At 45.6% G+C, this 22869-nt stretch carries 10 protein-coding genes; 7 read left to right on the top strand and 3 right to left on the bottom strand.

Annotated features, from left to right (window positions below; all coding sequences use genetic code 11):
* Together WDV74_RS11380 and WDV74_RS11375 are read right to left on the bottom strand one after the other, a co-directional pair.
* Complete coding sequence (locus WDV74_RS11380; protein ID WP_338882914.1) at positions 1-1356, bottom strand: HlyD family type I secretion periplasmic adaptor subunit; 1356 nt, start codon at positions 1354-1356, stop codon at positions 1-3.
* A complete protein-coding gene (locus WDV74_RS11375) occupies positions 1349-3454 on the bottom strand; it encodes a type I secretion system permease/ATPase (RefSeq protein ID WP_338882912.1) in 2106 nt (701 codons plus the stop codon). Before WDV74_RS11375 ends, WDV74_RS11380 begins: the two co-directional genes overlap by 8 nt.
* A 490-nt stretch (positions 3455-3944) precedes the next feature.
* Here WDV74_RS11375 and WDV74_RS11370 point away from each other — a divergent pair, with 490 nt between their 5' ends.
* The 7 genes from WDV74_RS11370 to WDV74_RS11340 all read left to right on the top strand — a co-directional run bounded on the left by WDV74_RS11370 (position 3945) and on the right by WDV74_RS11340 (position 21072).
* Positions 3945-4295, top strand: a complete 351-nt coding sequence (locus tag WDV74_RS11370) for a peptide chain release factor 1 (RefSeq protein WP_189758091.1) — start codon at positions 3945-3947, stop codon at positions 4293-4295.
* Between the two features lie 34 nt (positions 4296-4329).
* Positions 4330-4791 carry an RTX toxin-activating lysine-acyltransferase RtxC gene (gene rtxC, locus WDV74_RS11365; RefSeq protein WP_273558233.1) on the top strand — a complete coding sequence of 154 codons (462 nt, stop codon included), beginning with the start codon at positions 4330-4332 and terminating at the stop codon, positions 4789-4791.
* Positions 4792-4812: 21 nt separating this feature from the next.
* Positions 4813-18609, top strand: coding sequence for an MARTX multifunctional-autoprocessing repeats-in-toxin holotoxin RtxA (rtxA, locus tag WDV74_RS11360; protein ID WP_338882910.1), 13797 nt, complete (start codon positions 4813-4815; stop codon positions 18607-18609).
* A 227-nt stretch (positions 18610-18836) separates the two neighbouring features.
* Positions 18837-19040: a type II toxin-antitoxin system VapB family antitoxin gene (locus WDV74_RS11355; RefSeq protein WP_338882908.1), complete on the top strand. Its 204-nt coding sequence runs from the start codon at positions 18837-18839 to the stop codon at positions 19038-19040.
* Entirely contained in the window at positions 19040-19444 is a 405-nt protein-coding gene (locus WDV74_RS11350; RefSeq protein ID WP_338882906.1) for a VapC toxin family PIN domain ribonuclease, read from the top strand. The genes WDV74_RS11355 and WDV74_RS11350 overlap by 1 nt, the downstream gene beginning before the upstream one ends.
* 587 nt (positions 19445-20031) lie before the next feature.
* Positions 20032-20190: a hypothetical protein gene (locus WDV74_RS11345; RefSeq protein ID WP_338882904.1), complete on the top strand. Its 159-nt coding sequence runs from the start codon at positions 20032-20034 to the stop codon at positions 20188-20190.
* Positions 20191-20235: 45 nt separating this feature from the next.
* A complete protein-coding gene (locus WDV74_RS11340) occupies positions 20236-21072 on the top strand; it encodes an inositol monophosphatase family protein (protein WP_338882902.1) in 837 nt (278 codons plus the stop codon).
* 216 nt (positions 21073-21288) lie between these two features.
* Here the strand turns inward: WDV74_RS11340 and WDV74_RS11335 are convergent, their stop codons facing one another.
* Positions 21289-22827: an FAD/NAD(P)-binding protein gene (locus WDV74_RS11335; RefSeq protein ID WP_338882900.1), complete on the bottom strand. Its 1539-nt coding sequence runs from the start codon at positions 22825-22827 to the stop codon at positions 21289-21291.
* Between the last annotated feature and the right edge of the window lie 42 nt (positions 22828-22869).

Genomic DNA, 22869 nt, shown 5'->3' with positions numbered 1-22869 from the left:
TTATTTTTCCCTCAATGCTTCAGATTGATATTCCTGGATTGGGCTGAGCAGATAATCAATCACTCTTCGCTGATCTGTCTTGATTTCCGTAACGATAGACATACCTGCCGTGATTTCGACAGGTTTCCCCTCTACCATAATATTGTTCTGTTTGAGGCTGATTTGTGCAGGAAAAACCAGGCCTAACTGTTCATCGGTGGTGGAATCCCGCGAAATGCTAAGTAACTCTCCCTCAATTGTGCCATAGCGGGTATAGGGGAAAGCATCGACTTTGACGGTGACATGCTGACCAGGCCGGACAAAACCAACATCTTTATTCAAAATCTGGATTTCGGCAAGTTGTACATGTTCATCAGGAACAATCACCATCAAATTTTGCGCAGGTTGCAGTACCGCGCCGAGGGTATGGACAGTTAATTGTTGAACGGTGCCGGTTACGGGGGAGCGCACAACTTCAAGCTCTTCTCGCTCTTGCATTTTCGAAATTTCTTGGTGCGTTAACGCCAACTGTATTTCTGCCTGTTTTCTTTTCTCAAACCATTCCCGCTCTTTTTTTATTTTGGTGCCTTTTAAGCGTTCTTCCAGGCTTTTGTACTTCGTTATCAGAATATCGAGTTCCGATTTTTGTTGGGCGATCAGCCTTTCTGTTTCCAGAAATTCCTTTTCTTGCTCCAGATATTCCACTTTGCTGATGACCTGCTTTTGGCTCAATGTTTTTCTGGCCTGTAAACGTTGGTTGATATTTTCACGTAGGTTGGTTAATGAGCGAATATCACTGTTTCGTGCCTGTTGGGAAGTCAGGTTCTCTGCCATTTCCGTATGGATACTGGTAATGATTGAGTCAAATTCCTGCTTTTCGTGAGCGTAATGCGTCAGAATGCTTGTCTGTCTATCTGCGGATTGTTGCTGGAAAAGTGGCAGGGATTTGGGATCTTGCTTTTCAAGCAGGGCCTGGTAACGGATTTCCTCTTCCACCAGATAATCACGTTGCTCGCTTAAACGGGCAATATCCTGATTGACGCCCAGCGTATTGAGTGTAAGCAGAGGTGCGCCTTTCTCAACATGCTGACCATTTGTGACATGGATAGCAATCAGGCGGCTCTGCTCATAAGCCTGAATGATTTGGGAACGACCAGACGCTATCAAACGTCCGGTTGCGGTTGCCTGTACATCCAGTTTCCCCAGGCAAGCCCATAGCAAAGCAAGCAAAATGCTAATGCTTAGGGTTATTGCTGTATAACGGGCGAACGGCGAAGGTGGACGTTGTGACAATGCCAAATGGGTTGGCAAAAAATCGTAATGCGGGTTGGCAATACGTAACGGTTTGATTCCTTTCCGAAAGATAGCCTTAAACATGGGCAGGCTCCTCCTGTTTTAGCTCTTGTTGTAACTGCCAAAGTTTCCGATAGTGTTTGCCTTGTTGCAGAAGCTGTTCATGGCTACCTTGTTCGATGATTTGGCCTTGGTGTAATACAATAATCCGGTCACATTGGCGTACTGTAGAGAGACGATGTGCAATGGTGATGACGGTTCTGCCTTGGGCAATCTCAGCCATGTTAGATTGAATGATGGCTTGTGATTCATCATCCAGTGCACTGGTGGCTTCATCCAGGATCAGGATCTTGGGATCTGACAGCAGGGTTCTGGCTATAGCCAAACGCTGTCTCTGGCCGCCTGATAGCGACTGCCCTCCTTCTGCGATCACCGTGTCATATCCCATCGGCAATCTGAGAATAAAATCATGTGCCCCAGCCAGCTTTGCTGCTTCGATGATCGCGGATAACGGGGCATCAGGGCAGGATTGAGACAAATTCTCATACACCGTTTTATTAAATAGAAAGTTTTCTTGCAGAACGATACCGATCTGCTGCCTGATGGATTCAATATTAAAATTTTGCAAGGGAACGCCATCCAGCGTGATAGCCCCACTTTCTGGGGTATAAAGCCGTAACAGCAAACGTGCAAGGGTACTTTTCCCGGAACCAGAGGTGCCGACAACGCCTACAGTTTCCCCCGCCCGAATATCTAGGGTGAAATGGTTGATAGTAGGGGGGAGATCGGGTTGATAGCGAAAGACGATATCAGAAAATGAGATTGCCCCTCTTAAGGTCACCTGTTCGTTACCTGATTGCTGCTCTGTTGGCAGATTCAGCATATCTCCCAGCTTCTCAATGGCAATGCGTGAACGGATAAATTGTCCCCACAGTTGCACTAACTTAGCCAGAGGTTGTTGGGTGTGGCTGACCATCATGTTGAAGGCGATCAGTTGACCAATGGTCATGTGCAGGGAAAGCACTTCCGAAGCACCCAGCCAGATAATGATGGCACTGGTGACTTTTTGTAGCACCATTACCAGATGACCGGAGCGATTATCCCATTGCTGTACATCATAACTGGTGCTGACCATCTTTTCGGTCTGGCTATCCCAGCGGCGAATAAAGCGGGGTTCAGCGGCAAGGCTTTTTAGCGTCTCGGCACCGGCAACGGTTTCAGTCAAGAAAGAGGTATTTATTGCGGCATGGGTGAACTGTTTTTCCACCGCTTTTTCGATTTTCGGTGTCACCCACCAGGCCAGCAGGGCATAACAGGGCAGGGTAAGCAAGAAGATCAGCGTCAGCATACCGGACAATAAGCTCATGACATAAATAAAGACGAACATGAACAAAACGTCGATACACAAGGTGAACATCGAGCCGGTTAAAAACTCGCGAACGGTTTCCAGCTCCCGTACTCGTGTCACAATTGCACCCACTTGACGAGATTTAAAAAACAGCAATGGCAAGCCAAACAGGTGGTTAACCAGCTTCAACCCCAGTTTGATATCAATCCGGTTGGCGGTGTGGGCATACTGATATTCACGCAATCCCCGCAGAATGATTTCAACCAGCCCGGCCGCCACCAACCCAAAAATCAGCACATCCAATGTGGAAAGCGCCTGGTGCACAAGCACTTTATCCATGACAACTTGCACGACCAGAGGAGAGATAAGCGCCAGGATCTGTAGAACAAAGGAGAACAGGAGTATCTCCGTCAGGTTCTTCTTTTGCCTGACAAATTCAGGAATAAACCAGCGGATATTAAATTGGTTGCTTTTTTGTGTTATTTTTATCCACTTGCCACTCCATAGATTGATAAATTCTTCTTTACCTAATATCTCCGGTGTATCTTGATAAGGTTTTTGAATTAAAACCCGCTGTTCATCATATTTCGCCAGAATGAAAGGTTGCCCATCATTATTAAACAAAATGGCCGGTAGAGATATGGCACTTAACTTCTTATTTATAGAGTATTTATTTTTGATTTTAATATTACATTCTTTTTGTAGCTGCTTGAGAGTAGAAATATAATCATCACTATCATTTAAATTTTTATTTGATATGGCCGTATGATCTCTATTAGATATCATTATTATTAAATTAATTAATGATATTATTGTTTTTTCTATTTCATTCATTAAGTTAAATCTTTTTAAATAAAAAATCACATTTTTGATATAAACAGATAACCTAAAAATACGTGAAATGTTAATGTATTAAGTGATTTTAACAAATCGATAAAAATATTATCTGCTATCAAAGAGCCTGTGAGTGTCAGTAATTAGAATAAAATGCAGTATCTGAATAGACATGCGCTATTTATATGTTGATTTTAGCCAATAAATAGTTATATCTTTATCCAAAGTCGTTGGCAAACTATAGTTGGTAATGCATTGTCAGTAAACCATCTAATAATAGAGCCATGCTTAAATCGGCCCATACTTTACTTGCTATTTTGTATTTTGGATAGTTCTTTCAAAATGATCCATTTTTCAAAAATCGCGATTGAAAGATAAGGGAAATATAAATGGTTTTAGTTGACATTGATGAACTGTAGTCATCAGGTTAAATCATATTAATTTAATGCAATATTAACATTAAATTAATAATTATTTAATGGATAATGCTATGTCTGAAAAATTTGTTCAAACCATCTCAAGCGTTAATTATAACAAAGGCGTATTTTCTCTTTATTTTGTCGGCCAGGAGCCTAACCAAATGGCGAAGGGTACGCTGGCGGAAAATGATCAGGAATTGCAGTTAAAACAAGTGATCCATATGCCTGCCTCTGGTTTTATGTATATGGTTTCCATGGTCAAAAGTATGCTTGAAGACCCAAGAATGGAAGCCGAAATCAATAAACTGATTGCCGCAGGTTTTTTACCGATGCCTGAGATCAACGAAAGCGAAAAACCGACGGAAGCAGCCGCTACAGAGCCGAAAAAACGTTCAACACGCAATTCTGAAACCACAAAATAGTATCAGCAAAATTTTATCAGGCAGTTGCTAACTTATGGTGATCACACATCATTCAGCAACACTGAGTGCGCATGAAATACAGGCAATGATGGGTGGGGTGATGTTGCTTTGTCAGCATTCCCCCTTGCACCAACGTTATTTAGTTGCTGAATGGCAACAACGTATCTTGCCATCATTCCAGCTCAATCAGTTTTGCTATTACGAAGATGAACATCAACGCCCAATTGCTTTTTGTAATTGGGCTTTTTTGTCTGACAGCAGTCGGGATGCCATTCTTGCCGGTGAACGGGAAATTTCACAGGAAGATTGGCGTTCCGGCCAGCATATTTTTTTTCCAGAAATGATTGCGCCTTTCGGACATGCGCGTGACATTGCCCGCGATCTGCGCCGGCGTGTCTTCGCCGCATGGAAAGGGCAAAAAGCCTGCACAGTCAGGGGAACTCTGGATGTTTCAAATAACCGCTGTATCCGTCGGGTACAGTGGTTTTCGATTTAACTTTTACTCAGAGATTGATATATGGGAAAACCATTTTGGAGAAGCGTTGAATACTTCGTTACGGGGAATTACTTCGCCGATGATGGTGATAACAACATTAAGGCCATTGGATTTGGCGGAAATATATATGCTTACGGCGGCAATGACCATATTACAGTGGGATCGATTGGGGCTACGGTGTATACGGGATCTGGACATGATACCGTTGTAGGAGGCGCCGCCTATCTTAAGGTCATTGACACCACCGGAAACCTGACAGTTAAAGGCGGTGCTGGTTATGCAGAGATTGACAAAAATGAGAGCGGAAATATCGGATTTTCTGGTGTTGCTGGTGGGGTATCGATAACGCACACGGGCAAGGTCGGTGATATTACGTACAGTGGTGGTGCGGCTTATAACCGTATCGAGCGTATACGTCAGGAGGCTGATATCTACTCTGAAACGCGTGGGAATATCCGGTTTGAAGGTGTAGGTGGTTATAACCGCATTTACTCTGATGTTGCGCACGGTAATATCCATTTCACAGGTGGCGGTGCTTATAACGAAATTATCCGCAAAGGAAAAGCCAATGACTTCGGCAGTGAAGGGATGGAATACGCCAAAGCTGAAGAGGTTGTGCTGACAACAGCAACCATGAGTGGCGCATGGATTGGCAACTCCCATCAGGTGACAGGGGTTAAATCGGCGCGGGAGCCAAATACTTACCTGTTTGCATTTGAGGATGGCACTTACACTAAAATCAACAAGGTTCAACTGCGCAATGATCCCGAAACGGGCAAGCTGAGGTACTTTTCGACTGCCTGGTTTAAAACGGGGAAACACCTCAAGGGGCTGGAAAAACAAGATATTTCAGATCAAGGTGGTTTTAATTCAGTCGATGAAGACGGCGCATACACGTTGTCAAACCTGATCGTTGAACAACAGAAACCGATCACGATTCATGCGGTTGAGAAAAAGCTGACGGAAAACCAATGGGTAGATTATGGTAATGGTGTCCAGATTAACGCAGCAGATATTACTTTGTCTGATGCCAAAATGGGCGGTTATGCTATTTATCGTGATGGAACCACCGTTGATGTAAAAGCCGTCAAATCCAACCGGATGCCGAACACCTATATTTATGGTAAGCAACTTGGCGAATATACCAAGGTCGTGGTAGTTGAACTAAAGAATGATCCCAATACAGGCGTGCTGCGATATATCGCTCGCCCTTGGTATAAAGAAGGCAACCATACCGCTAATCTGGCGAACACCGATATCTCTTTTGCCAATGGTTACCACTATATGGGAACCGGTAGCTACTCACTAAGTGATCTGCATTACAGCGTTAATACTGTGCGCACAACCTCCAGTCGTGTGCCTGATATGCATGAATATAGTGATCTTGAACTGTTCAACTCGGCAACTGACAGTAATGACAGTTCTGGTGATATTCATTATGTTGGTGCCGGTGGTGGCAACATCATCAAATCCAACGTGACTCGTGGCAATGTCAGCTTTAAAGGTGCGGGCATTGCGAACGTGATTGAACATAGCTCTGAATTCGGTAATACCACCTTCGCAGGTGGTGGTGGCGCAAACATCATCATCAAAAAAGGCAAAGAAGGTAACCTGAACTTTGATGGCGCTGGCATTGCCAACGTGTTGCTGCACCAGAGCCGGAGCGGTGAAATGAATGTCAATGCGGGCGGGGCAGCAAACGTGTTGGTTCGTGTTGGCGATGGCCGCTATCTTGCTCACCTTCTGGCGGTTGGCAATATCTCTATTCACAAAGGCAATGGCAACAGCCGTATTGCAATGGGCGGTGGTTTCAATACCCATACCCAAATTGGTCATGGCGATGCGTTCTGGACGGGCATTGGCGGTGCCAATGTTCTGACCCAGATGGGGAATGGTAATGTCGCATCAATACTGGCAGGTGGCACTAATATTCTGACCAAAGTGGGCGAAGGCGATTTGCAATCAGCCATGCTGGGTGGCGCCAATATTATTACCCATATTAGCCATAATGAAACGTCGAATTCTGGCTCTGCAAATACATCGGCAATTGCGTTGGGCGGAGCCAACATCCTGACGAAAAAGGGCAAAGGTAATGTCCAGGCCGTCATGGGCGGTGGCGGCAATGTCCTGACCCATATGGGGGATGGCAAAACGACCGGTGTTATGTTGGGTGGTGCTAATATTCTGACCAAAGTTGGCCAGGGTGATACAACCGGCATTATGTTAGGCCTGGGTAACGTTTTGACCCATGTTGGTGATGGGCAAACGCTGGGTGTGATGGGTGCGCTGGGTAATATTTTCACCAAGGTGGGTGATGGTACAACCATTGCGGCGATGATTGGTGCAGGCAATATTTTCACTCAGGTGGGTGAAGGCAATGCCTGGGCGTTAATGGGCGGTAAAGGCAATATCTTCACGAAAGTTGGCGATGGCGATGCACTGGCCTTGATGCTGGCATTAGGCAACGTATACACCCACGTTGGTGATGGCAAGAGTGTTGCTTTGATGATCGCCAAAGGCAATATTGCGACCAAAGTTGGCGATGGCGATGCCCTGTCTGCCATGATTGGTAAAGGCAATATCTTTACCCAGATTGGTGATGGTTCCACTTTCGCGGCCATGATTGGTGGGGCAAACGTGCTGACCAAAGTGGGGGATGATCTGACCGCAGCATTGATGGTGGGTAACGCCAACATTTATACCCATGTTGGAGACGGCACCAGCATTGGTTTGTTTGCGGGTAAAACCAACATCATGACCAAAGTGGGTGATGGCACAACATTGTCTGCTATGTTTGGCGAAGCCAATATTATGACCCATGTCGGTGATGGTTTAACCGGTGTATTGGCATTAGGCAAAGCCAACATTGTGACAAAAGTCGGCAATGATTTTATGGGCGTTGTGGCCGCTTCTGAAGCCAATGTGGTGACCCATGTTAATCAGGAAGGCAATAGCACAACGGCAGCCGTGTTGATGGGCAAAGGCAATATCCTGACCAAAGTCGGTGATGGAAGTGCGGTCGGCCTGCTGGTTTCTAAAATCGGCAATATCATGACCCATGTTGGTGACGGCACAACGGTCGGATTTGCCAAAGGGGAAGGCAATATCATCACTAAAGTCGGTGATGGATTGGGTATCAATGCCGCCTGGGGTAAAGGCAATATCCTGACTCAGGTCGGTCACGGCGATCGCTATAACTTTGCCAAAGGTGATGCAAATATCATTACCAAAATCGGCGATGGTCAGGAAGTGACCGTTGTCCAAGGGCAAGCCAATATCGTAACCCATGTTGGCAACGGTGATGACTATACCGGTGCGTGGGGCAAGGCTAATGTCATCACCAAGGTTGGTGATGGTCGTAACGTTGTACTCGCTAAGGGTGAGGCTAATATCGTCACCCAAATCGGGCATGGGGATAGCTTCAATGTGTTATGGAGCCAGGGCAATGTCGTCACCAAAGTGGGTGATGGTATGCAAGTTACGGCGGCCAAAGGTAAAGGCAATATCACCACCACAGTGGGGAATGGCCTTAGCGTGACTGCGGTTCATGGCGACCTGAACATCAATACCAAAGTCGGCGATGGGGTTTCCGTCAATGTGGCCTGGGGTAAATTCAACGTCAATACCCGTGTGGGTGACGGTCTGAATGTTTCCGTCATGAAGGGCAAGGGCAATGCCAATATCCGTGTGGGTGATGGCCTGAACGTTAACGCTTCTTATGCGCGTAACAACGTGGCAATTCAGGTGGGTAATGGTGATTTTTATAGCCTTGCGGTGGCGGAAAGCAATACCCAGAGCAATAAACTGAATGCACTGTTTGACAATCTCAAACAAACCGTACTGGGTCACGCGGGCAGTCAGGGTATCAATTATCTGGTGAATGGCGATGAAGCCACGACATCAGGAACCCATAAAGGGCGAGGCGCCATTGACCTGCCGGAAGTTTCTTCCCTAAATGGTTTCAAACTGACAGAAATTAATGAAATCTCATCGGATTTGGCAAAAGATCTGAAAGGGGCTGTGACCGGTGTGGATACCCCAGATATTGCAGGGATCGAGAAGACACTTGGCAGTGAAGAACGTCTGAACCCGAATCGACCACGCAATTTAATCGTCAATGGTGATTTTGAACAAGGTGTTGTGGGATGGAAATCCACCAATGGCATTGAAGCCAACCATTCAGCCAAGGCATATGGATTGAGTGATGAAGGGCATGGTAAGCGGGTCAGTGAGCTTGATGTCAGTGGTAACACAAATATCTATCAGGATATCCAGAACTTGACGGCGGGTGAAGAAATTACGGTTAAGTTCGATTTTGCAAGGCGTGCTGGCAGCTCTGCGGATAATGGGCTGGAAGTGTGGTGGAATGGCAAGGTTGTTTTTGCTGCCGCCAATGGTGACAGTGAGTGGCAAAACAAGACTCTGACCTTAACCGCCAATGCGGGCAGTAACCGGCTGGCATTTTCTGGAATTGGCTTAAATGATGGTTTTGGTTATGTGCTGGATAATGTAGTTGCAACTGCTGAACTGAAAGACGGTGGAGTTGCTGACCATGTGAAACAGGATAAAGCAGCACACAATGCCTTGCAGGACAAGGAAACAGCAGAAGCCGATAGCCAACGTCTGGCTCAGGAAAAAGATAAGCAACTTGCAGCGATTGCTGGCACCCAGTCACAACTGGAAGCGACAGATCTGGATGCCCTGAACGCTAATGGGCAGAGCCAGCGTAATGCCATCAAAGAAGAAGCGCAGGCGGTGACAGATGAGATGCTGGCGCAGGTTAAAGGGCTGGAAACACTGGATGTCCATGCCAGCCATCATGGTGAATCAGGCCAACAATGGCGTGATCAGTTCGCGGCAGGTTTACAGCAGCGTATTCAAACCGAATTGAATCAGTCTGGTGAAACTGCGCAGAATCAATTGGATAATATCCAGGAAGTGATAGCAGCACGTTTGGGCGATACTAAAGATGCTGTCGCTAAATCAGAAATGGGTGTACTTAAGGCTGAGCAAAATCAACAAGATGCTGAGCAAGATATTGAAGAAGCGCTCATTCAGGCCAAAAACAGAGAGAAAGAAGCCCTTGATCGTGAGCTAAAAGCTAAGCGGGCAGAACATGAGGGTAATCTGGCCGTACAACAAGCAGAGCAGCATGGTCAGCATGAAGTCTCTGCGGCAGACAATAAAACTGCGCAAGTGCAACATGATGCCAAGGGTTCAAAACTGGATAACAGCCATAAACCGGTTCGTACAGGCGCAACAGGCAGTGGTTTGTCTGGTAAAACTTATAACGCTAATTACTCTGAAGACATTGAACAAGCAGAAAAATCCAAGAGTAATATCAATGCCAATTCGACTGCTCAGGCTGATGGTCGATTCAGTGAGCAATTACAAGAGCTGGATAAGGATCTGAGCGAGCTTGGTAATGCAAAAGCTGCCTTAAACCGCTTGCAGATCAATGCAGGGATACGTGCCAAAAAAGTGTTAACGTCTGTTCATGGCGAAACGTCGGATAATCAGGTGATTAGCCAACCTTCTGCCGTGGTGACTGAATGGATCAGGGATACCCCGAGAATTTCGGGATTGGATCTCAGTGGACTGAAAGCGCTGGGTGAAGAACATGTTCAGCAAGATTCAGTGGCTCCGGCTGAAACTGGTTATTCTGTTGCAAGCAAGGCACAAAAAGTCGCCAATGTTTACCGTTGGTTAGATAAAGACAACAAACTTGCCACAGAAAAATATATTCCCGTACCAGGGTTTGATCGCGTGGATGCAGATATATCGGATGACCACAGACAAGAAATGGTAACCTTTATTGAAAACTATCTGCAACTTACTAATAGTGAAAACAGCGTACCGGAAGACCAGTATACTTCATTGGCAAAATTATTTGTTGATGCAACCATCGATTACGATTGGGATAAGCGCGTCGAATTCGTCTCAAGGCTGGAAAGCTATGGCTATAGCTTCGAACCTGTACATGGTGATAAGAGTATCGTTTCATTTTGGTCTGGCAAAAACTTCAAGCAATATCGTGCAGTTCTTGATGCAGCACAGGCTGATGGCAAGAAAGTGGTTTACGATATTGATGTAAAAGGTAACGAGTTTGCTATTGCCTTGAACAAATCGCTGATGAATTGGGCTTTTTATCATCTCAAATCTGATATTGCAGAGCAGAAGGCTTTGCAATCGGCCGTTAATGCTGCGACATACAGCAATACCGGATTCTGGAGTTCCCTCTATGCAACTGGCTCACGTGATGATGTTTATCTCATTTCGGAAGGCGGATTGCCTCTTGGCAACTACTTCTGGAATGTTGAATTACCTGTATTGCGTCAATTACAGCGTGAAGGCTTGGTCGGGGAAATTCGTCTGCTGGATAAAGCTGCTGCAGAGTATAAAGGCGCGTCACCTGAATCCCTTGGCCGCAGATTGACAGAAGCCGGTGTGACTGTAAAAGTGCGTTTTAATTCGCTCAGCCTTGCAGAGCAGGAAAGGCTGCTTGCATTGGACCCTGACAAATATAAACCGTATACATTGGTTGATTTGGATATCAAAACCAGTGCCATCGATAACCTGCTGAATCAAGCCTTACCATTCTATGGTTTGCGTACAGAACGCAATTTGTTGGTGAGTGAAGTTGATGGTGAAGGTTTTGAAGTCCGCCCTTGGCCGGGTAAGAACAGTGATAGCTTCAAAACTATCATGTTAGAAAATCCAAAAGATTCCGCTCAGATTAAATCTATTGAGCGTTTTATTCTCGCCAACTATAACCATTACGACCAACTGCCTGATGAATTGCATTTGGTGAAAGATCGCATTGTTTCCCACGAGCACGGACGTACTCGCATTATCGCTGAAAAAGCGGATGGCAGCTGGCGCTATAAACCGCAAACTGACCTGATGTCTGCAACGGAGTTGCAGGAAGCGGCCTATGTTAAAGGCAAAATTCTGGGTGACAGCTATCGTAATGTCCTGGAAGCATTAAAAAGCTATGAAAATATCCTACAAGGCAGCCAGGATTATAAACTGGAAACGGTGGAAAAACTGGCTTATTTGCGTCATCAGGTTGAAGGTTATCTATTAGGGCACCCTGATTCAGAACGTACCCCGGCGTTGAAAAACTTGCTGTCACAGATCAATGTGCGCATGGAAGAGTCGCTGACATTGGCTGAACCGACCTTCGAAAGTTCAGGTAAAGGTAGTTTTAGCGATCTCTATAACAAACTGGGTAATACTAACCTTAAAGACTCCAAACATCTTTATATTGATGAACAAGGGAATTTTGTTACCCGCGGTAAATCCAATCTCCAGATTGCGATGAAAGCGGAAAGTGCAGAAAAAGCGGTTGAACAGATCAAAGCGGCTGTGAGCAATGAATATGGTCAGTCAGTAGCAGAAAACGTCTTTGCAACCCTGCAACCCCATGAATTGTCGAAAGATGGCAAGGGGATTGATATCTCAGGCTTGAGAAAGATACATCAGGCGGTGGAACAACAACTGTCTCCGGTGAGCGCAACGTTGTTTATCTGGAAACCAAGTGATCACAGTCAATTGGGACATGCTGCCTTGCAGATTGGTCAGGGACGTATCCAGATCACAGAAAATACCAATGAATTCAATCAGCAAAATTACGTCAGTTGGTGGCCGAAATGGGGTAAGTCTTCTGATCCTGCTCATATTTTAAATAATTTTTCTCATATACGCTGGCGTGATTTGAGTCAATCGGCAACCCAGAATCAAACTTTAGAACGGGATGTTGATTCTGAAGAACAAGATAACTTTGGTATGCAGTATGTTGTCTACAAGCAGCTTGATGAAGAGCTTCAGATTGCGAAAGGCGTTGATAAAACCTTCGCGGATACCAGCGAAGGGTTTGCCACGACTTTACTGGAAAACCCTCGCCTGCTGAAAAATTTCGGCATACCAGAAGTGTTTGCCCGACCATTCCTCAACAAATTGGCAGAGGGTGGCGTGGATGTATTTGAAATGGGCAAACAATTTGCTGAGGTTCTGCGCAAGGCTGCCACTCAACCCCCTGAACTGACAGAAAAACGCGTTGCCAATGCTATCCAGAAGTTTCTTGAGCGAGAACAAAACTATCTTCTAGACGGTATTCGGGATTTCAAGGACAGTGATGGCGATGATGGGCGTGTATTCCGCATCAATCTGGCTGGATTAGATACGGCCGCAATGCGGGCGGAATGGCGGAAAATTAGCGAAAATCCAGATACGCGTTATCAACTTCTGACAAAAAACTGTTCAAGCATTGTTGCCAGAGTGCTTAAGGCGGGAGGTGCTGATAACGTTATCGGTCATACATGGCGACCAACATTTGGCGTCTGGACGCCAACCGAACTATTCAATTTTGCCCAGGCATTGCAGGAAGCGCAGGTTGAAAAGATCTTGCATGAGCCAAATCGGGTTATCGGTGGTGAGCTGGACGTTTTGGATCACGCCGATAAGAAAGATAAGGTGCTGGAAAAAGTGGCTATTGATCACGATGGCACACCACCGCGTGACAGTGAACCAGCCAATATCATAACGCGTCTCGTTAATAATGAGCTTTTCGGCAACAAAGAAGAACGTCGTAAAGTCGATTACGGCACTCAATTAATATTAGATGAGGCAGTGACTAAAGGCGAAGCGAATAAAGTTACGCTACAAGGTAACGCCGGACGCCTGACTGGTTATTACCATCATGGTGGCCAAAAAGATCAAGATGAACATAGTTCGGCAAAAAAAGTCGTTCTTTTCATCCACGGTTCCGGATCATCGGCCGAAGAGCAATCCAGTACAGTCCAAATCCATTACCAAAGACAGGGTATTGATGTGCTGGCGGTGAACATGCGGGGCTACGGCACCAGTGATGGTCACCCAAGCGAGAAAGGACTCTATCAGGATGCCCGTACCATGTTCAAATACTTAGTTAATGATCGTGGTATCAAGCCCGAAAACATCATCATCCATGGCTATTCTATGGGTGGAGCGGTTGCGGCAGATCTTGCCCGTTATGCTGAGCGCAACGGCCAAGCCGTCTCTGGTTTGCTGCTTGACAGGCCAATGCCAAGTATGACCAAAGCGATTACCGCCCATGAAATGAGGAACCCGGCAGGGATCACAGCAGGTTTGGCCAAATTCTTTAATGGTCGGTTCTCTGTGCAGAAAAATCTGCAAGGTATCTCGAAACAGACGCCAATCATGCTATTGACCGATAGTGAAGGATTAGGCCGGGAAGGGGAAAAATTACGAATTAAGCTGGTGAGTACCGGTTATCGGGTATCAGGTGAACTGACTCCTCATGCTCATGAAGAGAGCAGCCGTTTGATGAGTCGGTATGTCAAACAGATTGTAACGGATTTGTTTGACGTAAAACCGCAGCCAGACGAGCCAGAAGTTCTCAAGAGCATCACTAGCGACCTGCAACGTTACAGTGAAATAGTCAAACCACAGCCAACCGATTCAGGCAGGCCAAAAGATATTCGCACAACGAAAGATTTTCTGGCGGGTTACAAACAAGGCCATGCAGAACAGGTGGTGGATGGTTTCCGTCCAAATATGAATATCAAGCAACTGGTGGATTTGCTACTTAAAGGTAACTGGAGCCTGGAGCAAAAAGGGGCTTTAGCCTGGGAAATTGAAAGCCGCGCCTGGAAAATGACTTTCCAACCAAAAGCTGAAAAATACAATCGGTTGTTCCGTGATATCGCTTCAACGGGTATCGCAGATAAGAAGGCAAGCGAACAACTGGCACCCCAATTGTTATTATTGAACCTGTCAAATGATGGTTTTGGCGGACGTTGCGACCCACTATCGAAGCTGGTTCTGGTTGCGAAGCAATTTGAAAATGAGGGTCAGGAGGGTGTTGCTCGTCAATTGCTGGAAAAAATGTATTCTGCGGCAGCGGTATTGAGTAATCCAGATCTGTATTCTGCCACCGAGCGCGCTAACGCCAATAAGTTGTTGGGATCGCTGGCGGCACTCCATGCCAGAAACCCAATGTCTGAAACATCCATCAAAGTGTGGAAAGAAAAACTGGAAGACGCCAAGGCGCTGACAGTCAATGACCTCGTCCAGAAAATTACCGCCGACACTACAGAAGGTAAACCTGTGTTGCTTGAGCTGGATGGTCCAAACCATGCCATGGCGGCTTGGGCGAAAGGCCATAGTGAAAACCGTGTTTATGGTTTCTATGATCCAAACGTGGGGATCATTGAGTTCTCGTCGGCGGAGAAGTTTGGCGCTTATATAACGCGTTTCTTCGGTAAATCTGGTCTAAACATGGCAAAAAGTTATGGGTTGCCAAAAAATGCGGCAGGGGAAAGCCTCTTCAAACGTGTGGTCGTCATGGATGGTGAGGTTCTGGCAACTTATCGTCCAAGATGGGCTGAAAACTTCACGATGCGAGACATCTTAGAACTGCCTGTGTTTGATGATACCCCAATCAAGAAACCGGCAGAGATTGATGCAACCCATAGTGTGAAAAAACCGTTAGGTGATGACTCGCTGGAAAGTCATATTCACGTGAATAACCAGGATGTCAATGCCTGGGAAAATATTGTGGTCAAACCACAGCATGAAGGTAGCGATAGCCGCTTTGCGGGTCAGATTATTATCCAGACCGAAAATGATCCTGTGGTTGCGCAAGCCGCTGCAAACCTGGCAGGTAAGCACCCGGATTCCAGCTTGATCGTTCAGCTTGATGCCAACGGTCAATATCGCGTGGTGTATGGTGATCCCGCTGTCTTGTCCGGCAAATTACGCTGGCAGATTGTTGGGCATGGACGTGAAGGTGCAGCGCAGAATCATACACGCCTGAGCGGTTACAGTGCGGATGAACTGGCTCTGAAACTGAAACAGTTCCGTACTGATTTCCAACAGGCCGGCACACCAGACCATATTAGTCTCGTGGGTTGTTCTTTGATAGGCGATGACAACCGTAATGGTTTCGCCCATCGCTTTATTTCGGCACTGGATAAGCAAGGTATTCGTACCACCGTATCGGCGCGCAGCAGTGAGGTCGCGGTAGACAGTATTGGCCGCAAATACACCAAAGATGCGCAGGAACAATGGGTGCACAAGCTCACGGATAATAAGCTCGTCTTGGGATGGAATGACAACGGTGAAGTGGAAAGCCACTCCGAACGAATCCGCTTTGGTATTGCTGAAAATGACATCAACTTGTCCCGCGTGGGGCAGGCAGATGTGGATGCAAAAGCGCAAGGTGCGATTGCCGATAATACCGAGGCATTCCATGCACCGAAACAACGCGATGCGGCGGATAACCATTCAGCGGCGGCATCATCCAATAACCAACTGAGTTATTCCGGCAATATTCAGGTTCAGGTTGGTGATGGTGAGTTTACGGCCATTAACTGGGGCACTACCAATGTAGGTATCAAGGCTGGTACAGGTGGCTTTAAGTCTCTGGCCTTCGGTGATAACAATGTGATGGTTCACATTGGTGAGGGTAACAGCAAACACAGTGTTGATATTGCCGGTTATCAGGCATTGGAAGGTGCACAACTGTTTGTCGGCAACCGTAACATCAGCTTCAACTTGGGACGCAGTAATGATCTGATCGTTATGTTGGAGAAATCCATTCCAACCCCACCGTTGGTTAACCCATTTGATGGTGCAGCCCGTATTTCGGGGGTATTGCAAAACATTGCCGGTTCGTTTGATTCACCAGATTGGCTGGCGACACAAAACCAGCAATGGAGCTTGGAAAGTGCGAAGAAATATGTCAGTGATCTGTCCGGTCTCGATTTGACCAGCAGTGTGGATTATAAGACGTTGACTGATCTCGACTCACAAAATGAACGTAGCAGCCGTGGCCTGAAAAATGATCTCGAAAGCACCCTGAACAAAAAATACAACCAATGGTTGAGTGGAAATGGCAATACCCCGGAAATGGGTAAAATCAGTCGGGCGGATAAATTCCGTCAAGCGAATGAAAAACTGGCCTTCAACTTTGCCGTGGGTGGACAAGGTGCGGATATTCAGGTTACGGCGGGTAACTGGAACTTTATGTTTGGTGACAATATCCAGTCGATTCTGGATACCAATATGGGTTCACTGTTTGGTCTGATGACGCAGGAATATACCTCAACGGGTGTGGCAAAAACCACGTTTACCTTTAGCCCAACGGACTTGCCACGTCAGATCAAAAACAAATTGCTGGGGGATCTGGCAGGGGTTAGTGCGGATACCACGCTGGCAGATATCTTTGGTGTGGATTATACCCCGGAAGGCGGTATTGTCTCCCGTTCAGGCCAGCCTGTTGATGGTGTCGCTATTTTGCGTGAGATGCTGAAAATCATCGGTGAATTCAGTGGCGATCAACTGAACGCCTTCACTGATCCAGACAAATTACTGGATAGCCTGGAAGCCGGCCTGAATATGGGGGCTGATGGCGTGAGATCGTTTGCTGAAAGCCACGGCCTGAAAGCCAAAGCACCGGATGAAAATCAGGAAGGGCGTGTTTCCATCAGTAAAGGGGATAAGCCAGCACCAGAAACGACTCAGGCAGATCGCGCCTTTGGGCTGACGTCCCTGAACCTGCCAAACTTGTTTGCAACGCTGTTTAACCAGGATAAGCAGGCCGAGATGAAATCGCTGGTCACTAACTTAAAAGAGAATCTGACTGCCGACTTACTCAACATGCAGGATAAAACCTTCGACTTCCTGCGTAATAGCGGTCATCTGCAAGGGGATGGTGACATCCACGTTTCTTTGGGTAACTACAACTTTAACTGGGGTGGTGACGGTAAAGATCTCGGTGCGTATCTGGGAGATAACAATAACTTCTGGGGCGGCCGTGGTGATGACGTTTTCTATTCCGTAGGCACCTCGAATATTTTCACAGGTGGCCAGGGTAATGATGTCGGTGTCATGATGGGGCGTGAAAACATGATGTTTGGTGGTGCAGGCAATGATGTGGCTGTATTGGCTGGACGGATTAACTACGCCTACATGGGAGATGGCGATGATCAGGTCTTTGCCTTTGGTGAAGGTGGCGTGATTGATGGCGGCAAGGGACGTGATTATATCGTGGCTTCCGGCAACTTTAACCGCATTGATGCAGGGGAAGATCAGGATTACGTTGTCACCATTGGCAATAATAATCAGGTTGATTTGGGCAAAGGTAACGACTTTGCGACGGTATTCGGCAACAATAACCGAGTCGATGGCAAGGAAGGTAACAATGCCATCAAATTGATGGGTTATCACACTGTTATCAATGGGGGGACAGGTAGTGATCACCTGATTGCCGATGTGGTCTCTAAGTTCAGCCAGCTTAACGGTGGCGATGGTGATGATCTGTTGGTATTGGGTGGATACCAAAACCGCTTCAAGGGTGGCACGGGCGTGAATAGCTTTGTGGTCAGTGGTGATGTGATTGATAACGTGGTTGAAGATATCAAGCAAGGTGACAAGATTATTTTCAACGATATGAATTGGCAAAACCTGTGGTTCCAACGCAGCGGTTACGATTTAGTTCTGTTGACCCAGCGTAATGTCAAAGATACCTCTGCACAGGGGGAATTTGAGGCAATGGGTTCTGTAACGTTCAATGACTATTTCAATGGCAACCGTGCGGATATCATCACCCAAATGGGAGATAAAGATGCACAGGGCGAGCGTGAATATACAACACTCTCTGCCAATGCCGTTGATTCCCTGGTGCAGGCTATGAGTGGATTCGCACCTAATATGGGAGACAGCAGCTTGATTGATTCGCTGGATAGTAAATCGAAATCAACCGTTATAACGGCTTGGTCTGATACCATTAATGGAAAATCTAAACTAGTCTGATAGTCTTATTAACAAAATGGCCCATATTCATGGGCCATTTTTCAATTAACGTGTTATTGGGATTTATCACTATTTAGCCTCCTTTATGGCGAGCATCATTACGGGTGAATACGTCCCATTATCATTCAGGATGATGAGGAACCCATATGGGCACGGATAGGTCGAATTGTTTTGATTCTATTTTTGATGTATCTTAGCATCAATATATGAATCATTGAGGTAATATTATGCGAACTACCGTCACGATAGATGATGTATTATATGCTCAGGCGCTAGAAATGGCCGAGCCTGGCATGGATAAAGCCGATATTTTCCGGGAAGCTGTGAAAACATTTGTTCGTGTGCAGGCGGCAAAAAGATTGGCTGCGCTCGGCGGTTCATCGCCTGAAATGCAGATGGTTCCCCGCCGCCATGAGGAGCCATCCTCATAATGACTGTTTTGGTTGATACGTCCGTTTGGGTTGACCACTTCAAAAACAGGAATGACGGGTTGGTTCAGTTGCTGAGCTGGGATCTGGTTCTAATTCACCCGATGATACTGGCCGAGATAGCCTGTGGAACCTCTCCAGCGCCAAGACAGCGAACGCTTGGTGATCTAGGTCTGTTAACACAGAGTCATCACGCCAGTATTGCTGAAGTGATGGCATTTATTGAAAATAAAAAATTGTACGGGCTTGGATGTGGCTTTGTTGATATTACGTTGCTGGCATCGACCATGATAACACCAGGAGCGAAGCTCTGGACGCTAGATAAACGACTTGAGGGGTTGGCTAAACGTTTTAATGCGAATTATCAGCCGATTTCATTAGGGCGGGATCACGGTTCCACCTTATAGTGAATTACCATGATTAATGCAATGCTGACTTATCCACGCCTTCGGTGACGCCCTGAGAGTGTCTGGTCAAGCTGATGGGGGTATTAAGATAGGATTCATATGGATTGAAACCACATGAATCCTAATTTTTTATATTTACACATATATTCGGGTAGAAAAAATATTTTCGCCTATTGTATGCAGATAATTGGATGCAAATTGTATTTTATTTGGTATTCGCTCTTCTATAATTCCATTTAGGCTTTTAAAATAAAGGCCTGCAATTAGTTTTACATCTTTTTTCCATTTATATAAGAGCAGACGAATGCTCAGGAAAGCCATTAATAAATAAAAAATACGAATTCACTGATAAGCAAAGAAAAAAACAGCAAAAAGAAAATAATAGAAAGAATGGAATTCCACATAGATATAGAGGCTCGTATGGTTGGAGAAAGAGAACCAATCCTTACGAAATAAATAATAACCTGACTATTACTGGAGAGATTTATGCCGAAAAAGGTGCCAAAATCCGGGGTTGGTTAAAAGAAATCCATAAAAAAAGTATAGAATTAATCCTTTATCATGATGGTATTCAGGCATCGGCGAGTGTGAAATATGGGGTAACGCTTAAAACAGAAGGGAGAAATAGTGATGATATGGGTGAGTTGGGAGAAAATAAAAGTGAAGATGAATGCCTTGAAAAATATTGGGTATTTCAAGAATCACTGCCAAAAGAAAAATCTCCTTACAGGATTTCTTTGGGATAGTTTTTTTATTCTTCCACATGAAAGAATAAAAGGAGCTATAAGCTGATGTTAAATATTGCCCTTGAAGCGGTGAACACTATCAGGAAAAAGACTCAGGATGCTTTTGATGGTGCGGGTCAGTTCGATTATAAATTCGACCGTTCTGTTGTTACCCAAACTGATTTAATGCTGGAAGCAGAAATTCGGGAACTATTTGAAAAACGCAGTCCGGGGGTGCCAGTTTGGGGAGAGGAATTTGGATTAAATGGGGCGGAAAAATTTGAATCGGGATGGATTATTGATCCTATTGATGGGACAAGGGCGTTTTTGTATGGCATCCCATTGTTCAGTACCTTGATTGCCTTTGTTGAACAAGGCGAACCTGTCGTTGGGGTAATGAGTTTTCCGGCGATTTCAACTGTAGTTTATGCGGCAAAAGGTGAAGGTTGCTGGATGAGTGTCGAAGGTAAGCCACTACGCCAACTCAAAATTGCGGAAAATTCACCGGAAATGGTGAAACAGGCGGTGATCACTGCTTCAGGAATACACAGTACGAGTTATAACCTTGCCGATGGGATCGTCGCCTATAATTTGGACTCACTGGTAAAATCAGCACGTGATTTTACATTTGTTAATGACGCTTACCAACATGCCATGGTTGCAGCCGGTCGCCTGCATTGTGCCATTGATACCTTAATGAAACCGTGGGATTGCGCTGCAATTCTGCCCTGTATTAAAGAAGCAGGTGGTGATTTTTGTACCCTGAATGGCAGTCGGGAAAAAGTGATATTTGGTGGTAGCCTGGTATCGGCATGTACGCCAAAATTGCTCGATAATGTCGTACAGATAATGAATTCATCTATACCAATCCAACTTCAAATTCCAGCTTGCAAATCAATGTAATTGTTTATATCTCCCCGCGTAGCGGGGAGATATAAGACGTATCTTGAAAGATGATTGGTATAGTTTAGATTAAACGATTTTGTATTTGATGATATCAGCTATTTCATGGATTGTTATTCAACAAAGCCACTGATTGTATGAACTATGCTTAACATGGATCTTCCTCTTCGGTATTAAAACCTTAAGGAAGATCCATGTCAGACGAACGGGTTAAAATTATGTGCTGATTTCTAGCTCTTTTTCGTGGTTGTCAACAGCAGATGGGACCTGAACATCGATGCGTAACATATTCTTAATCACCCTGGTCGCAATATTCGCTACCACGACGAGGGCATTAGGCACCCATAACCGCTTATGCGCAGGCGTTCCGACAAACCAAATGCTTTCCTTTTCCTTAAGGTCAGGGTGGATGGCGACCATTTCTGGCGAGATTGATATGGCGCGCTCTGAACGTTGGCCGTGAGTGTTAATCTCAAGTTTCCCATCCTCGTCAATGACAAAGTCAGGTTGGTGATAACCAACAGCAGCGACAACAGCATCAAATGGTTGATAATCCTGCCCTAAATTGACTAACCAGGTATTAGCCTCTCCTTCCTCTATAACAACATTTAAAATTTCTCCCTGCTGGATGAGCAGAGAACCCTCATCCATATAGTGCAGAAGTTTGCGTGCATTGGGCAAAGCTATGGCAGTGATATATCGATGAAGCATTTTTTCGACGTTGGGATGAAATGAACCGTCGAAATAGGTTTTATCATTTAAATGCACTTCATTAATGACATCCATGAAATTGACTATCATGTCTTGCCATTGACTCTTTCCTTGCTCGGCAATAGCTATTTCTTCACGCAGGCGTTCACGATAACTATTGGCATTAGAAAACTGTTCTCGCCAGGGTATCTTGGTGTATTTGTTGAGTGCGCGGTAGAAATATTTTAGATATGCACGTTTCAATGAGTCAGGAAAAGAATGGTTCGATTGATTTCCCTTACGGGTCATTATCGACATTATGTTTTCATGCTCAAAGAAGGCTCCAGGGCTTCGTATAAACCGCGAACGCACAGCGGGAATATCTCCTGATGGTGATGTCATGGTGACGCGATGGCCTTCACGGCAGAGAAGAATAGCCGCATCGATGGCTGAAAGTTTACTGCCGATAACCAATACCCGCGATTGCGAGGGTATTCTGGCTAACATATCCTGCTCTGGATAGGGACAGTGAATAAAAGTTGGATGAGCCAAGTGGGGTTTCAACACTTCAGGGAGTCGAGAAGCGCCGAAGCCTGTACAAAAAATGACATCAGTTACTTCCAGCGATTGAGGTGTCAAGGTATCACCGTACCAGAGCGTATAACACCGATGTGAATTGATTTTTAACCCCTTAAATACATAGGGTATATGGAAAACATCGATTCCGATCTTGAGAGCTATAGTGTTAAATTCCAGAAACTTTTCATTCAGATAATTTCCTACCCATTGGCGCGGTACGAAAGATTCCGGTGTAACGGTATGCCCACGTTTATGCAGATAATCCAGAAAATCCAGAGGGTTATCTGCCACGACGGACATGGTATCAACGGAGGTATTGCAGAGGATATCACCATCCAGATTGAAAAAGGCCATACCGGGGCCAACAGCCCCAGGCTCAATAATATAAATGGTTTGTGCCACACGATGTTGCACTGCTGCGATGAATGTTGCCACACCCGCAGCCCCGCCTCCGACAATCGCAAGACTTCTTTTTTGAAAAGACATCATCATTTCCTATATTTTAACTATATTGAAATTAAGGACGTT

Source organism: Xenorhabdus sp. TH1, from assembly GCF_037260955.1.
Lineage (GTDB): Bacteria > Pseudomonadota > Gammaproteobacteria > Enterobacterales > Enterobacteriaceae > Xenorhabdus > Xenorhabdus griffiniae.
This window is presented reverse-complemented; position numbering and strand designations above follow the sequence as displayed.